Annotated in this window: 23 protein-coding genes; 3 read left to right on the forward strand and 20 right to left on the reverse strand. The window is 60.3% G+C overall.

The window, feature by feature from the left end; genetic code table 11:
* Window positions 1-14: 14 nt before the first annotated feature.
* Window positions 15-950, forward strand: coding sequence for a glucose-6-phosphate dehydrogenase assembly protein OpcA (locus tag QP908_RS06190; RefSeq protein ID WP_239268192.1), 936 nt, complete (start codon window positions 15-17; stop codon window positions 948-950).
* 47 nt (window positions 951-997) lie between these two features.
* The gene (pgl, locus tag QP908_RS06195) at window positions 998-1,759 is read left to right on the forward strand and encodes a 6-phosphogluconolactonase (RefSeq protein WP_239268194.1); all 762 of its coding nucleotides are present in this window, start codon (window positions 998-1,000) and stop codon (window positions 1,757-1,759) included.
* A gap of 145 nt (window positions 1,760-1,904) precedes the next feature.
* On the opposite strand, the gene secG is transcribed toward pgl, so the two are convergent.
* From secG to gap, 4 genes are all read right to left on the reverse strand, one after another.
* A complete protein-coding gene (gene secG, locus QP908_RS06200; protein WP_005279116.1) occupies window positions 1,905-2,141 on the reverse strand; it encodes a preprotein translocase subunit SecG in 237 nt (78 codons plus the stop codon).
* 198 nt (window positions 2,142-2,339) lie between these two features.
* Window positions 2,340-3,122 carry a triose-phosphate isomerase gene (tpiA, locus tag QP908_RS06205; protein WP_239275225.1) on the reverse strand — a complete coding sequence of 261 codons (783 nt, stop codon included), beginning with the start codon at window positions 3,120-3,122 and terminating at the stop codon, window positions 2,340-2,342.
* 46 nt (window positions 3,123-3,168) lie between these two features.
* Window positions 3,169-4,386 carry a phosphoglycerate kinase gene (locus QP908_RS06210; protein WP_239268198.1) on the reverse strand — a complete coding sequence of 406 codons (1,218 nt, stop codon included), beginning with the start codon at window positions 4,384-4,386 and terminating at the stop codon, window positions 3,169-3,171.
* 128 nt (window positions 4,387-4,514) lie between these two features.
* Window positions 4,515-5,522, reverse strand: a complete 1,008-nt coding sequence (gene gap / locus QP908_RS06215) for a type I glyceraldehyde-3-phosphate dehydrogenase (RefSeq protein ID WP_284771906.1) — start codon at window positions 5,520-5,522, stop codon at window positions 4,515-4,517.
* A gap of 569 nt (window positions 5,523-6,091) precedes the next feature.
* Here gap and QP908_RS06220 point away from each other — a divergent pair.
* Window positions 6,092-7,738 (forward strand): L-lactate permease, encoded by a 1,647-nt coding sequence (locus tag QP908_RS06220; RefSeq protein WP_239268202.1) that lies wholly within the window; start codon window positions 6,092-6,094, stop codon window positions 7,736-7,738.
* Window positions 7,739-7,912: 174 nt separating this feature from the next.
* Here the strand turns inward: QP908_RS06220 and whiA are convergent, their stop codons facing one another.
* From whiA to coaBC, 16 genes are all read right to left on the reverse strand, one after another.
* Window positions 7,913-8,890, reverse strand: coding sequence for a DNA-binding protein WhiA (gene whiA / locus QP908_RS06225; protein WP_005279109.1), 978 nt, complete (start codon window positions 8,888-8,890; stop codon window positions 7,913-7,915).
* 155 nt (window positions 8,891-9,045) lie between these two features.
* The gene (locus QP908_RS06230) at window positions 9,046-10,023 is read right to left on the reverse strand and encodes a gluconeogenesis factor YvcK family protein (protein WP_284771907.1); all 978 of its coding nucleotides are present in this window, start codon (window positions 10,021-10,023) and stop codon (window positions 9,046-9,048) included.
* Between the two features lie 23 nt (window positions 10,024-10,046).
* The gene (rapZ, locus tag QP908_RS06235) at window positions 10,047-10,928 is read right to left on the reverse strand and encodes an RNase adapter RapZ (RefSeq protein WP_284771930.1); all 882 of its coding nucleotides are present in this window, start codon (window positions 10,926-10,928) and stop codon (window positions 10,047-10,049) included.
* 44 nt (window positions 10,929-10,972) lie between these two features.
* On the reverse strand, window positions 10,973-13,042 hold the full coding sequence (gene uvrC, locus QP908_RS06240) for an excinuclease ABC subunit UvrC (RefSeq protein ID WP_284771908.1): 2,070 nt from the start codon (window positions 13,040-13,042) through the stop codon (window positions 10,973-10,975).
* Between the two features lie 3 nt (window positions 13,043-13,045).
* Window positions 13,046-13,594, reverse strand: a complete 549-nt coding sequence (locus QP908_RS06245; protein ID WP_005279101.1) for a PH domain-containing protein — start codon at window positions 13,592-13,594, stop codon at window positions 13,046-13,048.
* A 32-nt stretch (window positions 13,595-13,626) separates the two neighbouring features.
* On the reverse strand, window positions 13,627-14,100 hold the full coding sequence (gene ribH, locus QP908_RS06250; protein WP_284609441.1) for a 6,7-dimethyl-8-ribityllumazine synthase: 474 nt from the start codon (window positions 14,098-14,100) through the stop codon (window positions 13,627-13,629).
* A complete protein-coding gene (locus QP908_RS06255; protein WP_284771909.1) occupies window positions 14,097-15,374 on the reverse strand; it encodes a bifunctional 3,4-dihydroxy-2-butanone-4-phosphate synthase/GTP cyclohydrolase II in 1,278 nt (425 codons plus the stop codon). The genes ribH and QP908_RS06255 overlap by 4 nt, the downstream gene beginning before the upstream one ends.
* Window positions 15,375-15,385: 11 nt before the next feature.
* Window positions 15,386-16,000, reverse strand: coding sequence for a riboflavin synthase (locus QP908_RS06260; RefSeq protein WP_284771910.1), 615 nt, complete (start codon window positions 15,998-16,000; stop codon window positions 15,386-15,388).
* A gap of 38 nt (window positions 16,001-16,038) precedes the next feature.
* Window positions 16,039-17,061, reverse strand: coding sequence for a bifunctional diaminohydroxyphosphoribosylaminopyrimidine deaminase/5-amino-6-(5-phosphoribosylamino)uracil reductase RibD (gene ribD / locus QP908_RS06265; RefSeq protein ID WP_284771911.1), 1,023 nt, complete (start codon window positions 17,059-17,061; stop codon window positions 16,039-16,041).
* A gap of 11 nt (window positions 17,062-17,072) precedes the next feature.
* Entirely contained in the window at window positions 17,073-17,741 is a 669-nt protein-coding gene (gene rpe / locus QP908_RS06270) for a ribulose-phosphate 3-epimerase (protein WP_284771912.1), read from the reverse strand.
* A gap of 10 nt (window positions 17,742-17,751) precedes the next feature.
* Window positions 17,752-19,356 carry an RsmB/NOP family class I SAM-dependent RNA methyltransferase gene (locus QP908_RS06275; RefSeq protein ID WP_411701706.1) on the reverse strand — a complete coding sequence of 535 codons (1,605 nt, stop codon included), beginning with the start codon at window positions 19,354-19,356 and terminating at the stop codon, window positions 17,752-17,754.
* Window positions 19,353-20,294, reverse strand: a complete 942-nt coding sequence (gene fmt, locus QP908_RS06280) for a methionyl-tRNA formyltransferase (protein ID WP_284771913.1) — start codon at window positions 20,292-20,294, stop codon at window positions 19,353-19,355. The genes QP908_RS06275 and fmt overlap by 4 nt, the downstream gene beginning before the upstream one ends.
* Before the next feature lie 75 nt (window positions 20,295-20,369).
* Complete coding sequence (gene def / locus QP908_RS06285) at window positions 20,370-20,885, reverse strand: peptide deformylase (RefSeq protein ID WP_284771914.1); 516 nt, start codon at window positions 20,883-20,885, stop codon at window positions 20,370-20,372.
* Window positions 20,886-20,937: 52 nt separating this feature from the next.
* A complete protein-coding gene (locus QP908_RS06290) occupies window positions 20,938-22,968 on the reverse strand; it encodes a primosomal protein N' (RefSeq protein ID WP_284771915.1) in 2,031 nt (676 codons plus the stop codon).
* A gap of 11 nt (window positions 22,969-22,979) precedes the next feature.
* Window positions 22,980-24,212: a methionine adenosyltransferase gene (gene metK / locus QP908_RS06295; protein ID WP_284771916.1), complete on the reverse strand. Its 1,233-nt coding sequence runs from the start codon at window positions 24,210-24,212 to the stop codon at window positions 22,980-22,982.
* Between the two features lie 97 nt (window positions 24,213-24,309).
* On the reverse strand, window positions 24,310-25,563 hold the full coding sequence (coaBC, locus tag QP908_RS06300) for a bifunctional phosphopantothenoylcysteine decarboxylase/phosphopantothenate--cysteine ligase CoaBC (RefSeq protein WP_284771917.1): 1,254 nt from the start codon (window positions 25,561-25,563) through the stop codon (window positions 24,310-24,312).
* Between the last annotated feature and the right edge of the window lie 98 nt (window positions 25,564-25,661).

Genomic DNA, 25,661 nt, shown 5'->3' on the forward strand with positions numbered 1-25,661 from the left:
AAGGGACGTAGTCAATGATTATCCCATTGCCTAATACCACCACCGGTGAAATTGCCAAGAAGCTTGTCGATGCCCAGGAGCATTACACCCGCACCACGGGCCGGGTGCTCACCCTCATCGTTGAGGCACAAGAAGGCGACGATCTCGAGCAAATCCTTGCCTCTGTGCGCGATGCCTCTCATGAGCACCCCTCCCGCGTGCTCGTCGTGGTCCCCGGCGATCCAAATACTGATACCCAGCTCGATGCCCAGCTCCGCGTCGGTGGCGAGGCCGGTGCGTCCGAGACCGTCGTCATGCAATTGCACGGGGCGCTGGCGGATCAAGCCGAGTCCGTGCTCACCCCGCTCTTGCTGCCGGATACCCCGCTGGTTGCGTGGTGGCCGAACCTGTGCCCGCAGGTTCCCTCCGAAAGCCCCGTGGGCAAGTTGGCGCAGCGCCGCATCACCAACGTGGCGCATAAAGGCACCGTGGGCGAGCAGGATCTGCGCGCGCTTTCTAATGGCTACTCCCCCGGCGATTCCGATATGTCCTGGGCCTCCATTACCTTGTGGCGCGGCGTCGTCGCATCGGCACTCGACCACCATCCCCATGAAAAGGTGCTATCGGTAGAGGTCGCCGGCCCCGCCGGGCATCCCGCGCCAAACTTCGCTGCGGGGTGGCTGCTTGACCGCCTGAGCGTCCCGGTACAGCGCATGGCCGAGGAAGCTAATAGTGACTATTTCCCGGTTACCCACCTGCGCTTTAACCGGGAGACGACCCACGTCGATGTGGATGTCGTGGATGAGCGCACCGTGCGGGTGCGCGTGCCTGGTACGCCAGACTCGCTGGTCAGCTTGAGCCCGCGCACGCAAACCGAAATCCTCTCCGAGGAATTGCGGCACCTCGACGCCGATAAAACTTATGCTCAGGCGCTGCGTGCTCTGGGAGAAGTAGACTACAGTAAGCTTTAATAGCGCACTTGCTCATACCGATTCTTTGCAAAGGATTCTGATACCGAATGGTAACGCTTCACCGCGTCAGCGATGTAGATGACCTTATTTCCCAAGCCGCACTCAAATTTATTGAGACCATCGCCGGTATTCAGGCCGGCAATGGTGGCCTCCATGGTGACGGCGTGGCAAGAGTCGTACTAACTGGCGGGGGCGCAGGAATTGGGCTCCTGCACGAGCTCGCGCGCTTGGACTTCGCCGCCCAGCAGCAAGGCGAGAACTACCCTGCCCTGCGCATCGATTGGTCCCGCGTGCACATCTTCTTTGGCGATGAGCGCAATGTCCCGGTCAGCGACCCAGATTCCAACGAAGGCCAAGCGCGTTCCGCGCTGCTCGATCACGTGGATATCCCGGATCAGAATATCCACGGTTTCGACCTCGGTGCGGTCTCCATGGAGGCGGCCGCAAATGCCTACGAGCCAGAGTTGAAGGACTTCGCACCTTTAGGCTTCGATCTACACCTTTTGGGCATGGGCGCAGAAGGCCACATTAACTCCATGTTCCCCCACTCTCCTGCCATCCGTGAGCAGGAAGAACTCGCGGTACCGGTACACGATTCGCCGAAGCCGCCCAGCGAGCGCATCACCCTGACGCTGCCGGCGGTCAACAGGTCTGAGCGCGTCTGGCTCTTGGTTGCCGGGGAGGAAAAGGCCGCTGCCGCAAAGAACATCGTTGACGGCGTCGACGCTGAAGAGTGCCCGGCCGCTGGTGCGCAAGGGACGAAGGAAACGATCCTCTTCCTTGCAGACGATGCCGCGCAGGAGCTGTAAAGCCAGCAGCGCCGGCACCGCCGCTTAACGCATACAGCGCCGGTACCTCGGTCCCTTCTTGCGAAAGGTTAAGGGACTGACGTACCGGCGCTGTTTTGCGCGGTTGGCCGCCGCTAGCGGTTAGCGGGGGCCTGCTGCGTGCTTCCTAGGAAGCGTAGGCCTGGATAAGGTTAAGGCCAACGATGCAGGCCAACCAGATAATCACCATGACGACGGTATAGCGGTCTAGGTTCTTTTCCACCACGGTCGAACCGGACAGGTTCGATTGCACGCCGCCGCCGAAAAGGCTAGACAGGCCGCCGCCTTTGCCCTTGTGTAAAAGCACAAAGATGGACATCAAAATAGCTGAAATTAGCAAAATGATTTCCAGTGCTAAGACCATGAGGTTCTTCCTTTTCTCAACGTGCGCCCAGTGGCACCTTCGATGTACTACCGAAAGTCACGCTAGCCACCGGCGCGAAGTACTTACCGGCTTTGCCTACGCAAAGCAATCACAAGGGCCTACTGTACACCATGCCGCGGGCGGGACTCACCCCAACCCGCGGCACAACAGTTACCTTGTGATGGTTGTTAACGCATGTTAACTAACGGCATTAGCGGCATTGGCGGCCAACTTGGCAAAGTCCTCTCCTACCAAGGAAGCACCGCCAATCAGGCCACCGTCCACGTCCGGCTTGCTGACGATATCAGCAACGGAATCGACCTTCACGGAACCGCCGTACAGGATGCGGATGCCCTCGGCGACCTCGTCGCCTGCAAGCTCCTTGACCAAGCCGCGGATTGCAGCACATACTTCCTGCGCGTCATCAGCGGAGGCAACCTTGCCGGTGCCGATGGCCCACACGGGCTCGTAGGCGATAACCGTCTTGGATAGCTGCTCGGCGCTCAGTCCCTGCAGGGAATCGCGGGTCTGGTTCACCACGTAGTCAACGTGGGTGCCGGCTTCGCGCACATCGAGTGGCTCGCCCACGCAGACGATCGGGCTGATGCCATTGTCCAGGGCCGCTGCGGCCTTTTCAGCGACCAGCTGGTCGGTTTCGCCGTGGTATTCGCGGCGCTCGGAGTGGCCGACGACTGCCCAGCTGCAGCCCAGCTTGCTCAGCATCTGACCGGATACCTCACCGGTGTAGGCGCCGGACTCGTGCTTGGAGATGTCCTGCGCACCGTAGGTGATCTTCAGCTTATCGCCCTCAACGAGGGTCTGAATGGTGCGGATATCGGTAAATGGAACCATGTAGGCTACATCAACCTTGTCGTAGTAATCCTCCGGCAGGGAGAAAGCAAACTTTTGAACGGAGCCGATGGCCTCAATGTGATCGAGGTTCATCTTCCAGTTGCCAGCAATAAGTGGTGTACGTGCCATGATTAATCCTTTCTGTGTACGCCTATATTGAGCTATTTCAGGCGGTTTATGCCTCGAGCACGGAAACGCCCGGCAGCTCCTTGCCCTCGAGGTATTCAAGGGATGCGCCGCCGCCGGTGGAGATGTGGCTGAAGCCATCCTCATCGAGGCCCAGGGTGCGCACGGAGGCTGCGGAGTCGCCGCCGCCGACGACGGAGAAGGAACCGTTGGAGGAGGTGGCATCGATAATCGCCTGCGCCACCCCAGCGGTGCCCTTGGAGAAGGCTTCCATTTCGAATACGCCCATGGGGCCGTTCCAGAATACGGTCTTGGAATCTGCCAGTACGGCGGCAAATTTCTCGACGGACTTGGGGCCAATGTCCAGCGACATCCAGCCCTCAGGGATGCCATCGAGCTCAACAACCTTGGTCTCAGCGTCTGCGGCGAACTCGCTGGCGGCGGTGAGATCTACCGGAAGGACGATCTTGTCGCCGAAGCGCTCCAGCAGGCTCTTGCAGTTTTCAATCTGGTCCTCTTGCAGCAAGGACTCCTGAACGTCGTAGCCCTTAGCGGCCAGCAGGGTGTAGCACATGCCCCCGCCGATGATGATCTTGTCGGCCTTTCCGGCGAGTGCTTCAATAACGCCGAGCTTGTCGGATACCTTTGCGCCGCCCAGAACGACGACGTAAGGGTGCGCTGGATCCTTGGCCACGGTGGACAATACGTCCAATTCCTTTTCCACCAGCTTGCCGGCGTAGGCGGGCAGGCGCTTGGCGACGTCATACACAGACGTCTGTGCGCGGTGAACAACGCCGAAGCCGTCGGAAACGAATGCACCATTATCGGCGGCCAAGGCGACGAGCTCTTCAGCAAATTCGCCGCGCTCTGCCTCATCCTTGGAGGTCTCGCGCGGGTCAAAGCGGACATTTTCTACCAGCATGACATCGCCGCTGTTTAGCCCGTTTGCGCGCTCGTGGGCGTCTTCACCGGTGACGTCGTTGGCCAAGGCAACATATTGATCCAGGGCCTCGGACAGCGCCTCTGCGACTGGGGCCAAGGAGTACTTGGAATTTACCTCACCCTTGGGGCGGCCGAGGTGGGCGGAAAGGATGACCTTCGCGCCGCCATCGACAAGCGCCTTAATGGTCGGAAGAGAAGCGGTAATGCGGCCCGGGTCGGTGATATTTCCGTCATCATCGAGCGGCACGTTGAAGTCAGAACGCACCAAGATGTGGCGGTCCTCTACGCCTTCTTCAAGCAGGTTATCTAGGGTCTTAAAAGCCATGTGTTACTCCTTTTAAAGTGGGTTCTGCAATCGAGGTTCCTACATAAAATGATACCGGCCACAACGTCGTGCCGTCAGGGCGTTCGTTGTGGCCGGTATCGCATTAAAGGGTGCTCGGTTTCAGGACTTTAGAGCTTGTCTGCAACCAGGTTGGTCATGCGGACGAGCTGGGAGGTGTAGCCCCACTCGTTGTCGTACCAACCCAGCACCTTGACCAGGTTGCCGTTGGAGACCTTGGTCATGCCGGCGTCGAAGATGCAGCCGTGCGGGGAGGTCACGATGTCGGTGGAAACCAGCGGATCCTCGGTGTATGCGAGGGTGTCCTTCAGCTCGCCTTCAGCTGCCTCCTTGAGTGCGGCGTTGATCTCCTCAACGGTGACGTCGCGGGAAGCGGTGAAGGTCAGGTCCGTTGCGGAACCGGTGATGACTGGAACGCGCATTGCGTAGCCGTCCAGCTTGCCCTCCAGCTCAGGCAGAACCAAGGAGACGGCCTTTGCTGCACCGGTGGAGGTAGGTACCAAGTTGACCGCTGCGGCGCGGGCGCGGCGCAGGTCCTTGTGAGGAGCATCCTGCAGGCGCTGGTCACCGGTATAAGCGTGAACCGTGGTCATCAGGCCCTTTTCCACACCGAACTTATCGTTCAAGACCTTGGCCATAGGTGCCAGGCAGTTGGTGGTGCAGGAAGCTGCGGAAATAACGTTGTGATTAGCAGGATCGTAAGTGTCGGAGTTAACACCGTAGACGAAAGTTGCGTCAACTTCCTTGCCAGGAGCGGAAATGATGACCTTCTTGGCGCCGGCCTCGATGTGAGCCTTTGCGTCGTTCCCGTTGGTGAACAGGCCGGTGGACTCGATAACGAGGTCCACGTCCAGCTCGCCCCACTTCAGGTTCTTCGGGTCCTTCTCGTTGAAGACCTGGATGCGGTTGCCGTTGACGGTGATGGAGTCATCGTCGTAGGTAATCTCGCCGTCGAAGCGACCCAATACGGAGTCGTACTTCAACAGGTTAGAAAGCGTGTGGTTATCGGTCAGGTCGTTGACAGCAACGATCTCAAGGTCGTTGTCGGTCCGGTTAACAGCATGGAAGAAGTTACGACCAATGCGGCCAAAGCCGTTAATGCCTACGCGGGTAGTCACTGTAAATCTCCTCAAAGAGTCGAGTAATTATTTCTATGGGCCTACCGCGGGTCCTTCGAGTACTTTACTGCTCAGGGTGAGTAAGGTGCCCGAGGCTTTGCCCAACAACCGCAATACTACAGAGCCTTCATGACGCGTGCAGTGGCCTTCAATACTGGGCGCGCAGCATCTGAAAGTTTTCCGTTTTAGGCGTACAATCTTCCCGGGTATTTTTGTTTCTCCCGAATATTCCGGCTGTTCAAGCCCGTTTAGGTGGATTCATGTGGACTTTACACCGTTAATGTGCGATATATCACAGCCCACAATATGTCCAGGCTTGCTCGCACAACGGTCGCCAGAAACGGCTCGCACACTGGTCGCTAGAGACGGAGTACTATAAATTACTTGACCCAAATCACACAGCATTCTTTATGACGCGATATGCTTGCGCTAACTCACTGTGTTACAGGTAGCACTCGGGCATTCGCTGGGCGCTAACTCTCGCCTGAAACGCGTGGGCAACAAATTTAAGTCCCCCCGCAGACCGAATGCGCCTGCGATAGTACCCCCGTTAGAATCGAGGATACTCAATGTTTGAGATAAATACCTCTGTTGTGGGAGACAGTCTTGGGCTCACCGCGCTCGTGGCGATTCTCCCCCTCGTGGCTTTCTTCATTATGTTGATGGGCTTTAAAGCCCGTGCACATACTTCAGGAGCCGTCGCCCTTGCGACCTCCATCATCCTTGCCATAGTCGCCTTTGCGATGCCCGTGGATATGGCACTGTCCTCCGCGGTCCGCGGTGGACTCTTTGGCCTCTTGCCCATTGTCTGGGTTATCATCACCGCGATTTGGTTTTACGAGATCACGGTCGCCTCGGGCCGTTTCGAGGATTTGCGTAAGACCTTCGACCTCTTAGGCGATGGAGATATCCGCATCCAGTCGATGCTCATCGCCTTCTGTTTCGGTGGCCTCCTTGAAGCCCTTGCGGGTTTCGGCGCACCCGTTGCTATCACCGCCACGATGATTATGGCGCTCGGCGTCAAGCCGCTGCGCGCAGCGACGGTGGTCCTCATTGCTAATACCGCCCCAGTGGCATTCGGCGCGGTCGGCATTCCGGTCACCACCGCCGGTGAGGTTGGCGGACGTACCGCTGAGCAAACCCAAGATATCGCAGGCCTTATTGCCCTGCAGGTGTTGGTCATCGCCGCGATCGTCCCGTTCCTTATCGCATTCATCCTCGACGGCATGCGCGGCGTGAAGGAAACGGCGCCCGCCGCCGCGGTCATCGGCATTTCCTTTGCCGCCGCACAGTGGCTGACCGCAACCTTCTTTGCTTACCAGCTCACCAACGTTATTGCCTGCATCGTATCTTTGGGTGCCGCCTTCATCTTCCTCCGCGTGTGGAAGCCACGCGGCGTCGCGCAGCTGCGCGAGCGCATGGAGCTGCCCGCCGCAGAAACGTCGACCGACCTCAATGGCCGCCGCATCTGGATGGCCCTGCTGCCCTACGCCGTCGTTACCGCAGTATTTGCCATCGCAACCGCAGCCCCAGCCATCTTCGGCTTCTGGAAGCTGAAGTTCGCGTGGCCGCTGCTGGATGGCACCGTCATCGGCACCAACGGCGAAGCCATGGACACCAGCTTTAGCTTCAATGTCTTTGGCAACCCCGGTACCTTGCTCTTGCTCTCCGGCATTATCGTGGCCATTGTTTACCACTTCTGGAACGAAAATGGCCGCTACAAGCTCAGCTTCGCCCAACCCGTGCAGGCCTTCGGTGAAGTTGCCAACCGCATGAAGTTCTCCGGGCTGACCATTGTCTTGGTCCTCGCTTTGGCCTACACGATGAACTACTCGGGCCAGACCATCGCCATCGGTGAATTCGTATCTTCCGCCGGTTCCATCTTCGCGCTCTTCGCTCCCGTGCTGGGCTGGATTGGTACCGCGGTTACCGGCTCCGATACCTCCGCGAACGCGCTCTTTGGTAACCTCCAGGTCGCCGCCGCTGACCGCATTGGCGTCAACCCTGACCTCATGCTGGCCGCCAATACCTCCGGTGGTGTTGTGGGTAAGATGATTTCGCCACAGTCCCTGGCTATTGCGGCAACCGCCGTATCCATGGAGGGCAAGGAATCCGTCATCTTGAAGAACGTCGTGGGCTACTCCATCGCGTTCTTGGCCGTTGTCTGCGTCATCGTCTTCTTGATGACCAACGTCTTGGGCTTCTTGGTCCCATAAGGCGGTCCCATAAAGCTTAGGCCGCCACCGGCTTTAAGCCCCTGCCCCCGCCTAGCACCAAATCATCCTCGGTGCTGGGCCGCGGCACAACAGAAGGCGGGAGGGACAAGCACTTCAGTGCTTTCCTTCCCGCCTTTCGTGGATCAAATAACTGCTTTAGGCCGTGCCCTGCGGCTAAGAGTCACCAAAAAGATCGTCCGAGATGGATTCATTGGTATCGGGGATATCCAGTTCTTCGGCCCGCTTATCCGCCATAGACAGTAGGCGTCGAATGCGTCCGGCCACCGCATCCTTGGTCATGGGCGGATCCGCCAGCCGGCCAAGCTCCTCCAAGGAAGCCTCGCGGTGCTGCACGCGCAGGCGGCCGGCATCGGCCAGGTGCTCGGGAACGTCATCGCCCAAGATTTCCATCGCCCTATCCACGCGCGCCGCGGCGGTCACGGCGGCCCGTGCCGAGCGGCGCAGGTTGGCATCATCAAAGTTATCCAACCGGCGCGATGTATCGTGCGCTTCGCGCTTTACCCGCTTCTTCTCCCAAGACAAGCGGGTCACCTGAGCGCCCATGCGGGTCAGCAGTGCGCCAATAGCATCGCCGTCGCGGACAACGACCCGATCCTCGCCGCGGGTCTCTTTTGTCTTCGCGGAAATCCCCAGGCGCCGCGCGCAGCCCACGAGTGCCAATGCGGCCTCTTGGCAGGGGCACGTTACTTCAAGTGCCGAAGAACGCCCTGGCTCCGTCAGGCTGCCGTGGGCAAGGAAGGCACCCCTCCACGCTGCCTCGCTATCTGCCACCGTGCCGGAAATGACCTGCGGGGGAAGCCCCACCACGGCGTGACCGGAACGGGTAATCAGGCCCAGGCGGCGGGTAAGCTCCTTCGCTCCTGTGGTGATGCGCACGATGACGCGGGATTTCTTCGCCGTCCCCGCAGGGCCAACAACATGGCTTTCCGCTTCGATCCCGTAAAGCTCGTCCAAAGCCACGAGGATGCGCTGCGCAATAGCCTGGTTATCGAGCTCAAGCTCGTAGGCCATGCTGTCCCCAGAGACGTCTACCTCTCCGGCAAAGCGCAGGATCGATGCGAGCTCCGCAGCGCGCGCGGACTGGCGCGTTACGCCTACCGCCGCTAGTTCTTCTTTGACCTGTTCGGTCAACGGTGTGGTCACCTAGTTCGCCCCATTTCTCTGTCACAGTCACGAATGACGCTTGTGCAATGCACGGCCCCACGCACACCAACTACTGCGTGGGAAACTGAATTTTCTTATTTTACCGTGCCACGCGCATTGAGGACTGGCTGGCCTGATTTTAACTAGGCCCGCCGGTACTCGTTATAAAGATCCACGATGACAGAAGAAAGTTTGTCTGGATCGTGTTTCATCAATCGCTGTCCATTGTCATCCTGAATGCTGACATCCGCAAATACTGCGCGCGCCCCCAAGGCTTGCGCGGCACGCTGCACATAAACCCGTTCGCTCTCATTCGGTAAGGCTGCCGCATCCACCACAATGCGATCGATGCGCAAATTCGGTGCGTGACGGGCAAGCACGTGCACGTGGCGCTCCGCGGAAAAGCCTTGGGTTTCTCCCGGTTCGGCCGACAGGTTGAGCATAACCACGCGCAAGGCATTGGATTCAGAAATGGCCTGCACGATCTCTGGCACCAACGTATGCGGCAGCACGGAGCTAAACCAGGATCCCGGACCGATGGTAATAAGATCAGCCTGTCTAATGGCCTCCAGCGCAGCAGGGCTCGCTTGGGGCGCTTCAGGCAGGATGCGCACCCGCCGCACATGGCCCGGCGTCGATGCCACCGCGACCTGGCCGCGGACCTGGCGCATGACCCGGGGGTCATCGTCAAGCCCAGAGACATCGGCCTCAATTTCTAAGGGATGCGGGACCACGGGGATGACCCGCCCGTGCGAGTGGGTAAGCTCCGCCACCGCGTCCAAGGCGGCCTGGTAATCGCCCAAAACCCCGGTCAACCCGGCGATCATGAGGTTGCCCACGGCATGGCCTGCCATAGCGCCATTGCCGCCGAAGCGATGCTGGAGGGTCTTGCCCCACAGCTCGCCTATCTGATTGTCATCGGCTAGCGCCGCCAAAGCCATGCGCAGGTCACCGGGTGGAATGATATCCAATTCCCGGCGCAGGCGCCCCGAAGATCCGCCATCATCGGCAACCGTCACGATGGCAGAAATATCCGCTGCATTGCTGCGCCGCGCGGATAAAAGGGTTTGATAAAGACCATGGCCGCCGCCGAGGCAGACCATATGAGAAGGGTGTTCCATACAGTTTTTAGTGCTCCTCAGCCCTAATTGCGGGCGATATCCCGGTGCAAAATACTGACGTCAAGGTTGTCATTGGTGCGCAGGCGCTTGGCGATGTCCTCAGCTACCGCCACCGAGCGGTGATGCCCGCCGGTGCAGCCGACGCCCACGGTGATGAAGTTCTTGCCCTCGTGCCGGTATCCCTCCAGCATGGTGGAAAACATGGCGACAAAATTATCCACGAATTTCTGGGCGGCCGGTTGCGACAGGACATAATCGGCCACCGGCGCATCGGTACCGCGGCAGCCGCGCAGCTCCGGAATCCAGTAGGGATTGGGCAAAAAGCGGACGTCGACAACGATATCGGCATCGCGCGGGGAACCATTCTTAAATCCGAAGGATTCCACCGTGACGTGCTGGTTCGTATTCTGAAACTCGCCAAACGCAGCTTCGATAGCCCGGCGCAAGTCATGAATCGAGAGGTTCGTGGAATCAATGATGATATCGGAGCGATCCCGAATCTCCGCCACCGCTTGGCGTTCGCGTTGAATGCCCACCTTCAAGGTATCTTCGCCCTGCAAGGGGTGGGTGCGCCGCACAGAGTCGAAGCGGCGGATGAGCACATCATCGCGGGCATCGAGGAAGAGCACGGTGGGCTTCATGCCCAGCGCCGTTAGCTCATCGATGGTTTCTATAAGAGAGCCTGGAAACATGCGGGAGCGCACGTCCGTTACCGCCGCGACCTTTTCTACGGGCGTTTCTTCTTGGTTGCACAATTTCCACAGGTCCACGATGGCGCGCGGTGGGATATTATGCGCCACGTAGTAGCCCTTATCCTCAAAAACCTTGGCGGCGGAACTCAACCCGCCGCCGGACATGCCGGTAATCAAGATGGGCGGAGTCTCGAAGTGCGTCATGCACACCAGTCTAGCGTTTTCGCGCTCTACACTTCTGCCAGAAGGCTGCTTATTTACTGTGTGTCGTGCAACTTATCGTAAACGGTCTGGGCCAGCTTCGGCCCGAAGCCGTTGACCTCGCAGATCTCATCCACCGAAGCAGCCTTGAGCTTTTTGACTGAACCAAAATGCTTCACCAAATCCGTCCGGCGCTGCGGACCGAGACCAGGAATTGCATCAAGCGCCGAAGAGCGCATGCGCTTAGACCGCTGTTGCCGGTGGTAGGTAATGGCAAAGCGGTGCGCCTCATCGCGAATTTGCTGCAGCAAGAACAGGGCCTGGGAATTGCGCGGCAAAATCACCGGTTCATCATCGCCTGGCACCCAAATTTCTTCCAAGCGCTTAGCCAGCCCCACGAGGGTGACATCGACGATGCCCAGTTCATCGAATACCTCTTGCGCCGCAGCCACCTGCGGTGCGCCACCGTCGACGATAAAAAGCTGAGGAGGATAGGCAAAGCGGCGGCCTGCCTCGGCGGATTCTTCCGCCACCTTTTCTTCCGCGAAGGAGGATTCTTCTTTTTCCTCGTCCGGGTTCGCCAACTTATCTTGGTTATGGCGCTTAAACCGGCGCCGCGTGATTTCAGCAATGGAGCCAACGTCATTGGAATGCCCGTCGCCGGCCGCCTCCTTGATGCGGTAGCGCCGGTAATCGGACTTCTTTGGAATGCCGTCTTCAAAAACCACCAAGGAAGCGACGACATCGGTGCCTTGAATATGCGAAATATCGGTGCACTCAATGCGCAGCGGTGCTTGGTCCATGCCCAAGGCATCCTGGATATCCTGCAGCGCCGCGGACCGCGCGGTGAGGTCGCCGACGCGCTTCAACTTATGCTGGCGCAGCTGCTCCTTGGCGTTCTTTTCCACGGTATCCATAAGGGAGCGTTTATCCCCGCGTTGGGGAACGCGGAGATCGACGCGCGCACCGCGCAGGTCTTCCAGGAGGGAGACCACTTGTTCGGACTCCTCCGGCATGGCCTGGACCAGAATCTCGCGCGGGATGACGTGGACGTGGCGCTGTTCCATATGCGATTCTTGGTCCACGCCGCGCCGCGGCACATCCGCAGCTAAAGCCGCGTCCTCGCGGGCTTCTTGTTCTTCGCGCTCTACAGCATCCGAGTAAAACTGGATGAGGAAGTTTTGCACCAATGCGGGCAAGGCGGGATCGGGTTGGCCCTCCTCAATGGGCTCAGAGGTTGCCTGGTCGCCGGCGCGTTCAACGACCCAGCCGCGCTGGCCGCGAATCCTGCCGCCGCGGACGTGGAAGATTTGGACGGCGGCTTCTAATTCATCGGAATTAAACGCAATCAGATCGGCATCGGTGCCATCGGCGAAGACAACCGCTTGTTGCTCCATAATCTTATCGATGGCCCCAAGGTCATCGCGCAACCGCGCCGCGCGCTCAAATTCCAGGTTTTCGGCGGCAGCCTCCATGTCCTTGACCAGCTTGCGCCTAACGCCCGCCGTGTTGCCGTTCATGAACGAGACCAACTCATTGACGGTCTCGCGGTGTTCTTCCTTGCTTACCCGCCCGATACAGGGCGCGTCGCACTTGCCGATGTATCCCAAAAGGCACGGCCGTCCCAGCCGCTCATGACGGTTATATACGCCCTTGGAACAGGTGCGCATGGGGAAGACTCGGGTGAGCAGATCCAGGCTTTCGCGCACAGCCCAAGCGTGGGAATAGGGGCCAAAGTAGCGCACCCCCTTGCGGCGGGGGCCGCGGTAGAAAAAGGCGCGCGGGACGACCTCTCCCACCGAGACGGCAAGCATGGGATATGTCTTGTCATCGCGGTACATGACGTTGAAGTGCGGGTCGAACCGCTTAATCCAGGTATATTCCAGCTGCAGCGCTTCAACTTCGCTGGCAACAACCGTCCACTCCACGGAGCTGGCGGTCAACACCATTTGCCGCGTGCGCGGGTGCAGCTGCGTGATGTCTTGGAAATAATTGGACAGGCGCGCCCGCAGGTTTTTGGCCTTGCCTACGTAGATGACGCGCTTGTTTTCATCGCGGAACTTATAAACGCCCGGCTCCGTCGGAATGGTTCCTGGGGCGGGGCGATAGGTGGTTGGATCTGCCAATGCTTAATCCTGCGGCATGTATTTGGCTTCCAGATCGCGGAAGTCACGGACTTTTGTGATCACGGTATCTTTATCGCCGGATTGCAGCGCCCACACGGGCACGGCCTCAAATTCGGGCAGCTCGAGGCGGGCCATGCGCTGGCCGACGGGGAAGGATAGTCCGTAGACCACCTGCCACGGGTAAAAGCGCGTGCCGATGATATTGCGGACCTCTACCCCATCCTCATTGGCTTGCAGCCGCGGCCGGTTCAGCGCAATCCAGGACAAGATGGAAATGACTACGCCCACGCCGGGGAAAGCGAATTTATCGATGGTGGTCACGTGCGCGCCGGTAAAGGAGATATCGAGCGTGACACCCATGAAAATATGGATGGCCATGACCAGGATGACCCAGCCGATGGCGATCTTGCGCAAGAACGGGGACTTGGCGGTATATTCCCACGGCTTCGACGTGGTCCGTGCGAAGGGATCCGCGCTGGTATAGGCCAATACCTCTGCATCGCTGAGAGAGCGGCGCGGGTGGGATTCATTCGAGGCTGCGGCCTCATTCATGTGCTTTACTCCTCCGGAAGTCCTGCCTGCCTTTAATCTGCGTTTAGTCTACGCAATTGCAGCGCGGTATCTAAAGCCGCAATCATGGATTCTGCGCCCTTGTTTTCCGCCGAGTCAGGAAAGCCTGCGCGATCGATGGCCTGCTGCTGGTCATTGACCGTCAATACCCCATTGCCAATCGGCGTCGATTCATCCAAGGAGATGCGCGTTAGGGCTTGGGTGACGGAATCGCAGACGTAATCGAAGTGCGGGGTACCGCCGCGGATGACGCAGCCCAAGGCAACGACGGCATCGAACTTCCGCGCGGCTGCTTGGACAACCACGCCCAGTTCCAGGGAACCGACGACGCGGAACTCCGCGACCTCTGCCCCATTAGCGCGCGCAGTCTCCACCGCTTGTTGGTGCAACTGATCGCAGACCTCTTCGTTCCACGTCGCGGTCACGACCGCGACACGGAGGCCGCGCGCATCTACCTGCGCGATAGCGGGCAATCCTTCTTTACTCATTTACCTAATTCTCCTTCGTGCTGCGCGTCCCACTGTGCCACCTGCGGAAGATTGTGACCCATGCGGTCGCGTTTGGTGCGCAAATACCGAATATTATCGGCGTTTGCCGCGATGGTCAGCGGGGTGTGCCGACTGACCTCAATGCCAAAGCCGGCAAGGCCTTCGCCCTTGTGAGGGTTATTGGTCAGCAGCTGCGCTGATTCCACCCCAAGGTCCTTCAGGATCTGGCCGGCCACGGAATACTCGCGGGCATCTTCTGGCAGCCCCTGTTCCAGGTTGGCATCGACCGTATCCCAACCTTCGTCCTGGAGCCGGTACGCCTGCAGCTTGTGCACCAATCCGATCCCGCGGCCTTCATGGCCGCGCAGGTAAATTACTACTCCAGTGCCGGCTTCCTGCACCTTGCGCAGGGATTCCTGCAACTGGGGGCCGCAATCGCAGCGGCGCGAGCCAAAGACGTCTCCGGTCAGGCACTCGGAATGCACGCGCACCACAACATCGCGGGCGCCGCGAAGCTGCGCGGGATCGCCGGCGATCAAGGCGATGTGCTCTTGGCCATCGAGGTCATGGCGGTAACCAATCGCGGTGAATTCGCCGTATTCGGTGGGCAGGCGGGTTTCTACCGCGCGCTGGGTTTGCATCTCATGGTGGCGGCGCCACTCGATGAGCTGCGCAATAGAGATCAGGGCGAGGCCGTGCTTATTGGCAAAACGGCGCAGCTCCGGCCCGCGGGCCATGTCCGTTGGGTCCTCTTCGGAGACGACTTCGCACAGCACGCCGGCGGGGCGAAGGCCAGCAAGGCGCGCCAAATCGACCGCGGCTTCCGTATGACCATCGCGCTCCAGCACCCCACCGGGCCGTGCACGCAGGGGAACCACGTGACCCGGCCGGGTAAAGTCGCTGGACCGGGTCGAGGGATCCGCCAAGCGGCGGATGGTTTCCGCGCGGGAGGCCGCAGAAATTCCGGTAGAGCCCGTCGCCGCATCCACGGTGACCGTATAGGCGGTCTGGCGCACATCTTGGTTATGCGCCATCATCGGCGGCAAATCGAGCCGCTGGCAATCTTCCGGCAATAGCGAGGCGCACACGTATCCGGAGGAATACCGCACCATAAACGCGACCAGTTCCGGGGTTGCCAGCTCCGCGGCAAAGATCAGATCCCCTTCATTTTCCCGTCCTTCATCATCCATGACGATGACGGGCTTGCCGGCGGCAATCTCCGCAATGGCGTGATCGATGGCATCAAAATGGATGCTCTCTTCAGTCGCGAACATAACCTAGCAGTCTAGTCCTTTGCTTGAGCAATTCCGGATTCGGGGTGAAGCATCTTTTCCACGTACTTCGCCAGCACATCCACCTCGAGGTTTACGATATCGCCGACCTGAGATTCACCGTGCGTCGTCTCCCGCAAAGTGGTGGGAATGAGGGAGACCTCGAACCAATCTTCGCCTACGGCGCTGACCGTCAAGGACGTGCCGTTGACCGCGATGGAGCCCTTTTCCACGACGTACCGGGCGAGTTCGCGGGGCAAGCTAAAGCGCAGCACGTCCCAGTGCTCCGAGTGCTCGCGCGAGACCAAGCGCGCCGTGCCATCGACATGGCCCTGCATCATGTGTCCACCCAGCCGGGTGGTGGGCAACAATGCCGGCTCGACATTCACCCGCGCGCCTTCTACCAGTTGCCCGAGTCCCGTCCGGTCCAACGATTCTTGCATCACATCGGCAAAGAAGTTGTCCCCATCCAATTCCGCGATGGTAAGGCACACGCCATTGATGGCAATGGAATCTCCTAGGCGCGCGTCACTCACCGTCTGTGGTGCGCGAATGCTCAGCCGCAGCGCATCCGCCTGTTGCTCGAGCGCGGCTACCGTGCCGAGTTCTTGTACTAGCCCTGTAAACAATGAAACCCCTTGTATTCGTCTCTTAAGTATCTAATCTTTTAACGCTCATTCCGCGCCTCGTATTCGACGAGGACATCGGGCCCGAGGCTGGTGGTGCGCACGGTGGTAAAACGTGGGGCATCGGCAAGCGTGTGCGCCACCGCATTCGCCAGAATTCCGCGCCCTTGGCCGAGCAGGATGGGGGCAATATACGCCGCCAGCGCGTCCACGACACCGGCCTCGATGAAGCTCTGGGCCAGTCCCGCCCCGCCTTCCACCAAGACGTCGCGGGCGCCGCTGGCATACAGCTCGTCGAGCGCGCCCTCGATGGTGTCATATTGCTCAAATCCCAGCTGCTGCAGGTGAGAGGCCTTCTCCCCCGCGGCTTGGAGATCGCGCTTGCCGATGACCACGCGGCGCGGCTGGTGCTCCCGCAAACGCCCATCGCTACAACGTGCGGTAAGCGAGGGGTTATCGGCAAGCGCAGTGCCAGTGCCGATGATGATGGCATCGCGCCGCGCCCTATCGGCATGGACCCACTCGCGGGCCTCGGGGCTGGTGATCCATTGGCTCGTGCCATCGGCCGCAGCGGTAAACCCGTCCAAGGTCTGCGCGAATTTTAGGGTCACGTGCGGGCGCTGCAGCTTTACCGCGCGCAACCAAGCACGCACCGCGTCTTCGACGCCATCCGGCGCGGTGAGCCGGCCCACTTCTACCCCGGCTGCGGCCAAGGCTTGCGCGCCACCGCCTGCTTGGGGCGTGGGATCGGGATGGAGGTAGAACACGCGAGCAATTCCGGCATCGATAAGCGCCGTGGCGCAAGGCCCCGTCCTTCCCGTATGCGCGCAGGGCTCCAGGGTAACAACGGCCGTGCCACCGCGGGCCTTTTCGCCGGCTGCGCGCAGCGCCATGACTTCCGCGTGAGCACCGCCCACCGGCTGGGTCGCACCGCGCCCCACAACGTCACCGGTTGCGGATAAAATCACCGCGCCTACGGGTGGATTGGGGCTTGTGGTACCGCGCACCGCCGCGCCGGCCTGCATGGCCTGAAGCAATGCTTCGGAAATATTCGTTGCATCCATCGCGCCGGCCATTATGACCGTGCTGCAAGCGCGCGCAGTTCTTCCACCGCCTGCGCTGGATCATCGCATTTGAATACGGCCGAACCCGCCACGAAGGAATCGCACCCGGCCTCCGCGGCCAAGCCAATGGTTTCCGGATCGATGCCGCCATCGATTTCAATGACGGTATCCAGGTTCTGCTGGTCAATGCTCTCGCGCAGGGCGCGGACCTTCTCCAGCATATCGGGCATAAATTTCTGGCCGCCGAAACCTGGTTCCACGGACATGACCAGCACCTCATCAAAATGGTGCAGCTTATCCAGCCACGGCTCAATGGGCGTATCCGGCTTGATGGAAAAGGCCGCACGCGCGCCCAAATCCCGGATTTTTTCTGCCAATTCCACCGCGGCTACCTCACTCTCAACCGCTTCCACATGAAAAATGATGGTGGTGGCACCGGCATTGATATAGGTCTCCACCCATTTCGCCGGTTCCTCAATCATCAGGTGCACGTCAAGCGGCTTATCCGTGGACCTTTTCACCGTGGCCGTAATATCCGGACCGAAGGAAAGGTTGGGAACAAAGTGCCCGTCCATGATGTCTACATGGATCCAATCGGCATTCGAGATGGCCTCTAGTTGTTCACCTAGCCGCGCGAAGTCAGCAGCCAAAATTGATGGAGAAATAAGTGGTGCAGGCATACCGTTAATCCTAGCGCCCTTCCTCATCGCCGCGCCGCAGCACCGCCATGAACATGGCATCGGTGCCGTGGCGGTGCGGCCACATTTGGACGGATTTTTCTTTCCCTACATTGCCCATATCCGGGATAAAATCCCGTGCGTCCAGTTCCTGCGCACCCAGCTTGTCTACCGCTTGGTCCACGATGGCGCGGGTTTCGCGCAGATCCGGCGAACAGGTGGAATACACCACCACCCCGCCCGGGCGCACGAGCTTTAAAGCAGAGGACAAGAGCTCGAATTGCAGTGTCGAAAGCTCGGCAATATCGTCCTCCGATTTCCGCCACCGCGCCTCTGGGCGGCGCCGCAATGCGCCCAGCCCCGAACACGGCGCGTCCACCAAGATGCGATCGAATCCCGAGCCGACCTGCGGGTTGCGGCCATCGGCCACATGGACGGTCACCGGCAGCCCTTGCACGGTCTTTTCAATCAGTTTCGCACGGTGCGCCGATACTTCCACGGCATCGACGTGCGCGGACTCGATGCGCGCCAAGGCCCCCATCAGGGCCGCCTTGCCACCCGGGCCCGCGCACAGGTCGAGCCAGCGGCCCTGGTCAGTACCGCTGACGGGCACCTCGCAGACGGCGCGAGCGATAAGCTGCGAGCCTTCATCCTGAACCGCGGCCATGCCCTGCTGGACCGGTTCCAATTGGCCTGGATCCCCGGAGTCCATATACACCGCGTAGGGCGAATAGGTACCTTCTTCGTTTCCGGTAATCAGCGCCAATTCCTCGGCGGAAATTTCGCCCGGCCGTGCCACCAGGTGCACGCTCGGGCGCTCGGAATCCGCTTCTAAGGCAGCGGGCAATTCCTCGGGGTCCACAACGCGGGCAAAGGACTCCGCGATCCATGTTGGGTGCGCATGCCTAAAGGCCAGGCCTGCGATTTCGCCTTCTGGGGCAAGACGCTTGAGCCACTCATTCGGCGGCGTGCGGGTAATGGTGCGCAAGATGCCATTGGCAAACCCTTTAGCTTTTTCCTCCCCGCCCGCCACGACGAGCCGGACAGAGGTATCTACCGCCGCGTGGGGTTCCACGCGCGTATAGAGAATCTGGTAAGTGCCCAGGCGAAGGGCATCGATGACCACCGGCGAGATTGCCTCCAACTCGCGCGAGGAACACTGCGCGATCACCGCATCGAGCACGCCCAAGGTGCGCAGGGTGCCATAGGTAATCTCCGTGGCAAACGCGGCATCGCGGCCGGTGAGCTTCTGCTTGCGCAGCGCCTTTGGCAGGACAAGGTTGGCAAACGCATCCTCTTCGCTTACCCGGCGCACCACATCGAAGGCGACGGCGCGGGCCGGATCCACGCCCTGGTCGATGGCGGCCTGCACAAGGGACTTCCCCGCGCCTGCGTTCTGCGCGCCCGCATTCCGGCTACCCCGGCCACCCCGGGTATCCCGATGACCTCGGTTGCCCTGGCGTAGCGGACCACGTTTGCTTTGATCACGCTTGCCTTGGCCACGCTGCGCACTACCGCGCTGCGCATTGCCGCGCTGGGGCGCACCATTCTTGCCGTGCTGCGTAGCCTCCGGCGCCTTGTCGCCGGACTTGCTGCGGGAGCGGAATCCACCAGTCACTGGAACCTCACCTCTGCGTTCTTTCCTAATCCACGCGCCCAATCGGCCGCATTCATCATCTTTTTGCCCGGCGGCTGAATCCTATCCAGCTGCACCGGTTGCGTCGCGGTCCCGATGTACACCGCGTCCTTGCGAATCAGCGCCTCGCCCGGCTGCAGCTGCTTGCCGATGCCCTCGGTAAGACTCACCGGGCCGAGCTTGAGGCGGGCATCGTCAAGCAGCGTCCACGCGCCCGGGCCCGGTGCGTGGGCGCGGATATGCCGGTCGATGGCGAAGGCAGGCTGCGCCCAGTCAATGCGGGCGGCGTCGGTGGAAATCTTCGGCGCATAGGTGGCCTCGCCGCTTTGGGGCTGCGGCTCCAGCGTGCCAGCCTCTAGCCCATCCATGGTGGCGACCAGGAGATCCGCCCCGGCATACGCCAGCCGTGTGAGCAGATCGTCTGCGGTATCCGTCCCGGTAATGCCTTCTGTCACCGTGCCGAATACCGGGCCCGTATCCAAGCCTTCCTCGATCCGGAAGGTGGACGCGCCGGTAATATCATCGCCCGCTGCGATAGCCGCCTGCACCGGCGCCGCGCCGCGCCAAGCGGGAAGAAGGGAAAAGTGCAGGTTAACCCAACCATGGCGCGCGACGTCTAAGAGATCCTTGCTAATGAGGTTGCCGTAGGCCACCACCGGGATGGCCTCGGGCTGCAGCTCCGCCAGGCGCTGGCGCAGGTTATCGCCATCCTCCGTGCCAGGCCGCAGCGTAGATGGGGTCAGCACCTCGATGCCGTGCTCTTGCGCTAAGGCCTTGACCGGGCTCGGGTGAAGGCTGCGGCCCCTGCCCTTCTTCGCATCGGGCCGGGTAATGACCGCTACCACTTCGTGGCTGGAGGCAAGCAATTTCTCCAATGCCACCACCGCCGGCTCTGGGGTGCCGGCAAAAATAATCCGCATACTGGATGAGTCTCCTCGAGGTCTCGGGTGAAAATTCTAGGGTACAACGAGCCTGCCTGCGTTGCCGAAGCTCGCCTACCCCGCGCTATTAAACCAATCGGCTTCGCGGATGGTACGCATGGCGGCCTTGCGGTCGGCATCGCCAAGCCGGCGCAGGAATAACACTCCATCAAGGTGATCGGTTTCATGCTGAATGCACCGAGCCAAAAGCCCTGAGGCGACCATCCCCACCGGCCTGCCTTCTACATCGCGCCCAGAGACAAATACCCGGTTGTGCCGCGGCGTATCGGCGCGAATCCCCGGGATGGATAGGCATCCTTCCAGGCCAGTCTGCATGTCTTCTCCCAGCGGCGTCCACACGGGGTTGATGAGAACCCCGCGCAATCCGGCCTGGATAGGCGAACAGTCATAGACAAAGATGCGCTTGAGTATGCCCACCTGGTTCGCCGCGAGCCCCACCCCGCCGGCGGCATCCATGGTCTCCAACATGTTCTGCGCCAGCGTGCGCAGGCTGGAATCAAAGGTCGTAATCTCTTCGGCCCGCGTGCTCAGTACGGGATCCCCGTAGAGCCTGATGTCTAATTCCGCCACTGATTTATCCCTTTCTCTTGTACTGCCTAACCGCTTAAGTCTATGCACACTTCTAGCCCACGTGAATGGGATCGACCGTGATGCGAAGCGGCAATTCATCTTTTCGCGCGCTGCGCGCCGCATTGGCCTTGCGCAGCGCGCGCCCCAGCTGCGATCGCGGCCCCAGCGGGACGCGCACCACCAGGCGTTGGGGTGGGCCAAAGCGGTCCACATCGTATTCCCCGGGGAGGCTGTCCCCTGGCGGGAGCGGAACTGGGCCTAAGACCTCGGCGTGCTCTGGCAGATCCACCAACTGCTCGAAGGAATCCAGAGCCGCGTCCGCCCCGTCGATGGCGGCGAAGTGCACGGCCGGCGGAAAGCGCACCTCGCGCCGGGCGCACAATTCCTCTGCCGCGGCCGCGACCATGTCCCAGCTCATGAAGTGGCGGACGACGGGAAGTTCCGGATCCGCGGCGATGATGACGCGCCCGCCCTTAAAATGCGGCCTGACCATGGTGGCCGCCTGCGCCCATTTGGCCAGGCAGTCCTCGGTGGCGCGCAAGTCTTGCCGGTTTAATAAGGTGCCCGCGTCCAACAGGAGCGCCGCACCATAGGCGCCGCCATTCACCCGCGGCTCGGCGCCAGGGGTAGCAATCACTAATGCCGGGGCATTCTCAATTGAGCCCACGACCTTATTGCCGCCAGAGACCACGACGGACGTATTGGGAAAGGCGCGCCCCAATTCCTCCGCGGTGCGTTCAGAGCCTAAGACGATGGCGCGCAGGCGCGGCGATCCGCACTCGGTACAGCGATGATTGGTAGCAATGCGCCCGCACCAGCGGCAGGTAGGCATGACGGCTTCCTCGCTTGAGCGCTCGGAGCTCGGAGGCAACCCCAATGGACCATTGCAGTGCCGGCACCGCGCGGGAGAATGGCACTTTCCACAGGCCAAGATAGGCGCATACCCCTTGCGCGGGACCTGCACTAGCACCGGTTCGCCGCGGTCGAGGGCTTGCTGCGCCGCCTGAAAGGCTGGGGCTTGCACAGAGGTCGTACCGCCCTCTAAGTCCCTGGAAATGGATAGCCCGTAGGCGCCAATGGCCAAAATATCGGGCCGGCGGGCCTCGATGGTTGAGGCGCTCGGGATGAGGTCATGTGCCCACCCAGAGTCCACCAATAACTGGGTTTCCGCCGTCCGCGAATGGTTGACCGCAATGAAGCTGCAATTTTCAAAGGCAGAGCGGGTGGTAAGCACCTCCCGGGCGTGGACGTAGGGCTTGATATTATCCACCAAGTTATCGTTACCATCATCAAAAATGACGGCCAGCTGCAGGTTGTCCACGGGGGTAAAAGCCGCCGAGCGCGTGCCAATGACGATTCGCGCCTGCCCCACCAAGGCCGAAAGATAGCGGCGATAGCGCGCCTGCGGGCCCATGCTATTGGTCAGCACCGTAATTTGTTTCGGTCCCACAACACCGCGCAGGGCGTTTTCAAGGGAGTCCACCACCTTTTGGTCTGGGACCACGATTAGGACTCCTCCCCCGCCCAGGGCAACCTTGGCCGCTAAGGCCGCGAGCGCATCTTCCCATTCATCGCCGGGAGCGATTTGCCACGCGGCGCGGGCCAATTTCCCGCCCAAGATGGAATCAACAAAAGTTTCCCCATGTTGATAGGCAGACCACCCGGATAAATCGGGCTCGCTGGCTGCGCCGAGTTCTTCCCACGGCGTATCCAAATCCGCTTCTTCTGCCTTTGCGTGCCGCGGCGGAATGGCGGAGCGAATGATATCGGAGCAAATTCCGCCATAGCGATCCGCAAGGGCTTCCACCAGCCGGGACAGTTGCGGTGGATAGACCTGGAATGGAGAGATGACCCGCTCGATAAAGCGCAGCTGCCCACCAAAATCGGACTCATGCTTGCGCTCGACGATGATCGCATCCACCAAGCGCCCATTAAACCGAATGCGCACCTTCACCCCGGCTTGGGCGCTATCGGATTCGGCCTCATCTACCAGGTAATCAAAGCCCCGATCGAGGTGGGCAACCCCCAAAAGAGGCAACACCCGCGCGACCGGTTTCCGGGCGGCAGGTGTTTTCTTAGGCATAAGCCCACATTCTACAGACCAGCGGCAGCGCGCAATTCCTCCACACGATCCAACTGCTCCCACGGCAGGTCAACGTCGGTACGGCCAAAGTGGCCGTAGGCGGCGGTCTGGCCGTAGATAGGACGCAGCAGACCTAATTCGCGGATAATGGCGGCCGGACGAAGGTCAAAGACCTTATTAACGGCGGCCTGGATCTGCTCATCGGTCAAGTTCTGCTTCGCGGTTCCGAAAGTCTCGACGTAGAGGCCAACCGGCTTGGCGCGACCAATGGCGTAGGCCACCTGCACCTCTGCGCGATCCGCCAGGTCTGCCGCGACGATATTCTTGGCCACCCAGCGCATGGCGTAGGCCGCAGAGCGGTCCACCTTGCTGGGGTCCTTGCCGGAGAAGGCACCGCCGCCGTGGCGGGCCATGCCACCGTAGGTATCCACGATGATCTTGCGTCCGGTAAGGCCAGCATCGCCCATAGGACCGCCCAAGATGAAGGAGCCGGAAGGATTGACCAAGAGGTTGGTCTCATCGGTGTAGTACTTATCGAGCCCGGCATCCTTAATAACCCAATCGAGCACCTCGCTGCGCAGGTGGGTTTCTAGCCATTGGCTATCAACCTCAGGATCGTGCTGGGTAGAAATAACGACCGTATCCAGGTGAGAGGGCTCATTATTGTCGTTATAAGCGAAGGTCACCTGGGTCTTGCCGTCCGGGCGCAGGTGGTCCACGATGTCCTCTTTGCGCACCTGGGTCAGGCGGCGGGACAGGCGGTGCGCCAAGGCGATGGGCAACGGCATGTACTCCGCGGTTTCATTCGACGCGTAACCAAACATCAAGCCCTGGTCGCCGGCGCCGGCGGTATCATTTTCCTCGTCATAATCCGCGCCCTGGTCGCGCGCCTCGGTGGAGGTATCCACGCCGGCACCGATTTCCTGCGACTGCTCGCCGATGGCGATATTGACACCACAGGTATTGCCATCAAAGCCCACATCGGAAGAGGTAAAGCCGATGGACTTTAGGGTCTCGCGCACAAGAGCCGGAATTTCCACGTAAGCGTTGGTGCGGACCTCGCCCACGACGTGCACCTGGCCGGTGGTAACCAGCGTTTCCACGGCAACGCGAGACTCCGGATCCTTTTTTAAAAGTGCATCCAAGATGGCATCCGAGATGGCGTCACAGATTTTATCCGGGTGCCCCTCAGTAACGGACTCGCTTGTAAAAAGACGAGCTTCCACTGCAGCGTTATCAGTCACAAAAACTTCCTTTGATTATTACGTATTCGATACCGAGGCATTCTGCCCCAACCCATCACAAGGCAACCCTAGACCAAGCGGTCTATAAACGCAATATTTAATTTCCCGATTCAATCATTTCATTCACGACGCCCAGAATCTGCGCCGCGACGACCTGCTTAGATCCATGCTCCACGCGCTGCGGTTCCTCGTTTCGTCGCAGGATCCACCCCTCGCTGCTTTCCTGGCCAAAGGTCACGCCGCGGCCAACCTCATTGGCCATCAGTACGTCGCACCCCTTGCGCGCAAACTTTTCTTTCGCATAATCCAGCGCCGAAGAATTGGCATCCCCCGTCTCGGCCGCGAAACCGACGATGACGCACTTCTGCGGCACCTCGCCCTCCTCGCGGGCTGCCACGAGAGACTTCAAAATATCTGGGTTTTCCACCATCTCCAGCGCGGCAAGCGCATCATCCGCCTTGCCCTTTTTCATTTTGGACTCGGCCACATTCGCGGGCCGGTAATCCGCGACCGCAGCGGCCATGATGACGATATCGGCATCGCGGGATTCCTCGCGCATCGCGGCCTCCAAGTCTTGCGCAGAAACGATGTTCCGGATCGTAGCCCCACTCGGTACGGGCAGCTCCGCCGTATTGCCGGCCACAACCGTGACATCCGCGCCCTTGTGCGCGGCCACCTCTGCCAGCGCAAAGCCCTGCCTGCCCGAGGAACGGTTTCCTAAATAACGCACCGGATCCAATTCCTCTTGGGTGCCACCGGCAGAAATAACCACCTTCAGCCCCGTCCAGCTGTGATCGATATGAAAACCCGCGAGCTCGGTGCGCGCGATGGCGGCAATTTGTTCTGGATCCGGCAGCCTGCCTGCGCCCGTATCCTTACCCGTAAGGCGCCCGTGCGCTGGTTCCATGACGGTAATTCCGCGCCGGCGCAGGATCTTTACGTTGTGTTGCGTCGCTGGGTTATTCCACATTTCGGTGTGCATGGCGGGCGCCACAATGATAGGACACGTTGCCACCAGCACGGTCGCGGTCAAGAGATCATCGGCGCGTCCCGCGGCCAGGCGGGCAATAAGATCAGCCGTGGCAGGGGCGATGACCACGGCATCGGCCTCCTGCCCTACAGCTACGTGTTGAACGTCCTCGACGGCTTCAAAAACACTGGTGGAAACCGGATTTCCGGATAATGCCTCAAAAGTGGCGGCACCTACGAAGTTCAATGCGCTTTCTGTAGGAACGACGCGGACATTATCGCCATGTTCTTTGAAATTGCGCACCAAGTGGCAGGCCTTATACGCGGCGATGCCACCGGCAACGCCCAACACGATATTGCGAGGAGAATTTAAGTCAGTCACATCGCCCAATCGTACCGTGCAGGCATGACAAGAACCCCGCCCAGCCACCCCGGTAGTTCCACAGAAGTGAAACCATATGGGGTTGGCCGGACGGGGCT

The sequence above is a fragment of the Corynebacterium sp. MSK204 genome (genome assembly GCF_030229885.1).
Lineage (GTDB): Bacteria > Actinomycetota > Actinomycetes > Mycobacteriales > Mycobacteriaceae > Corynebacterium.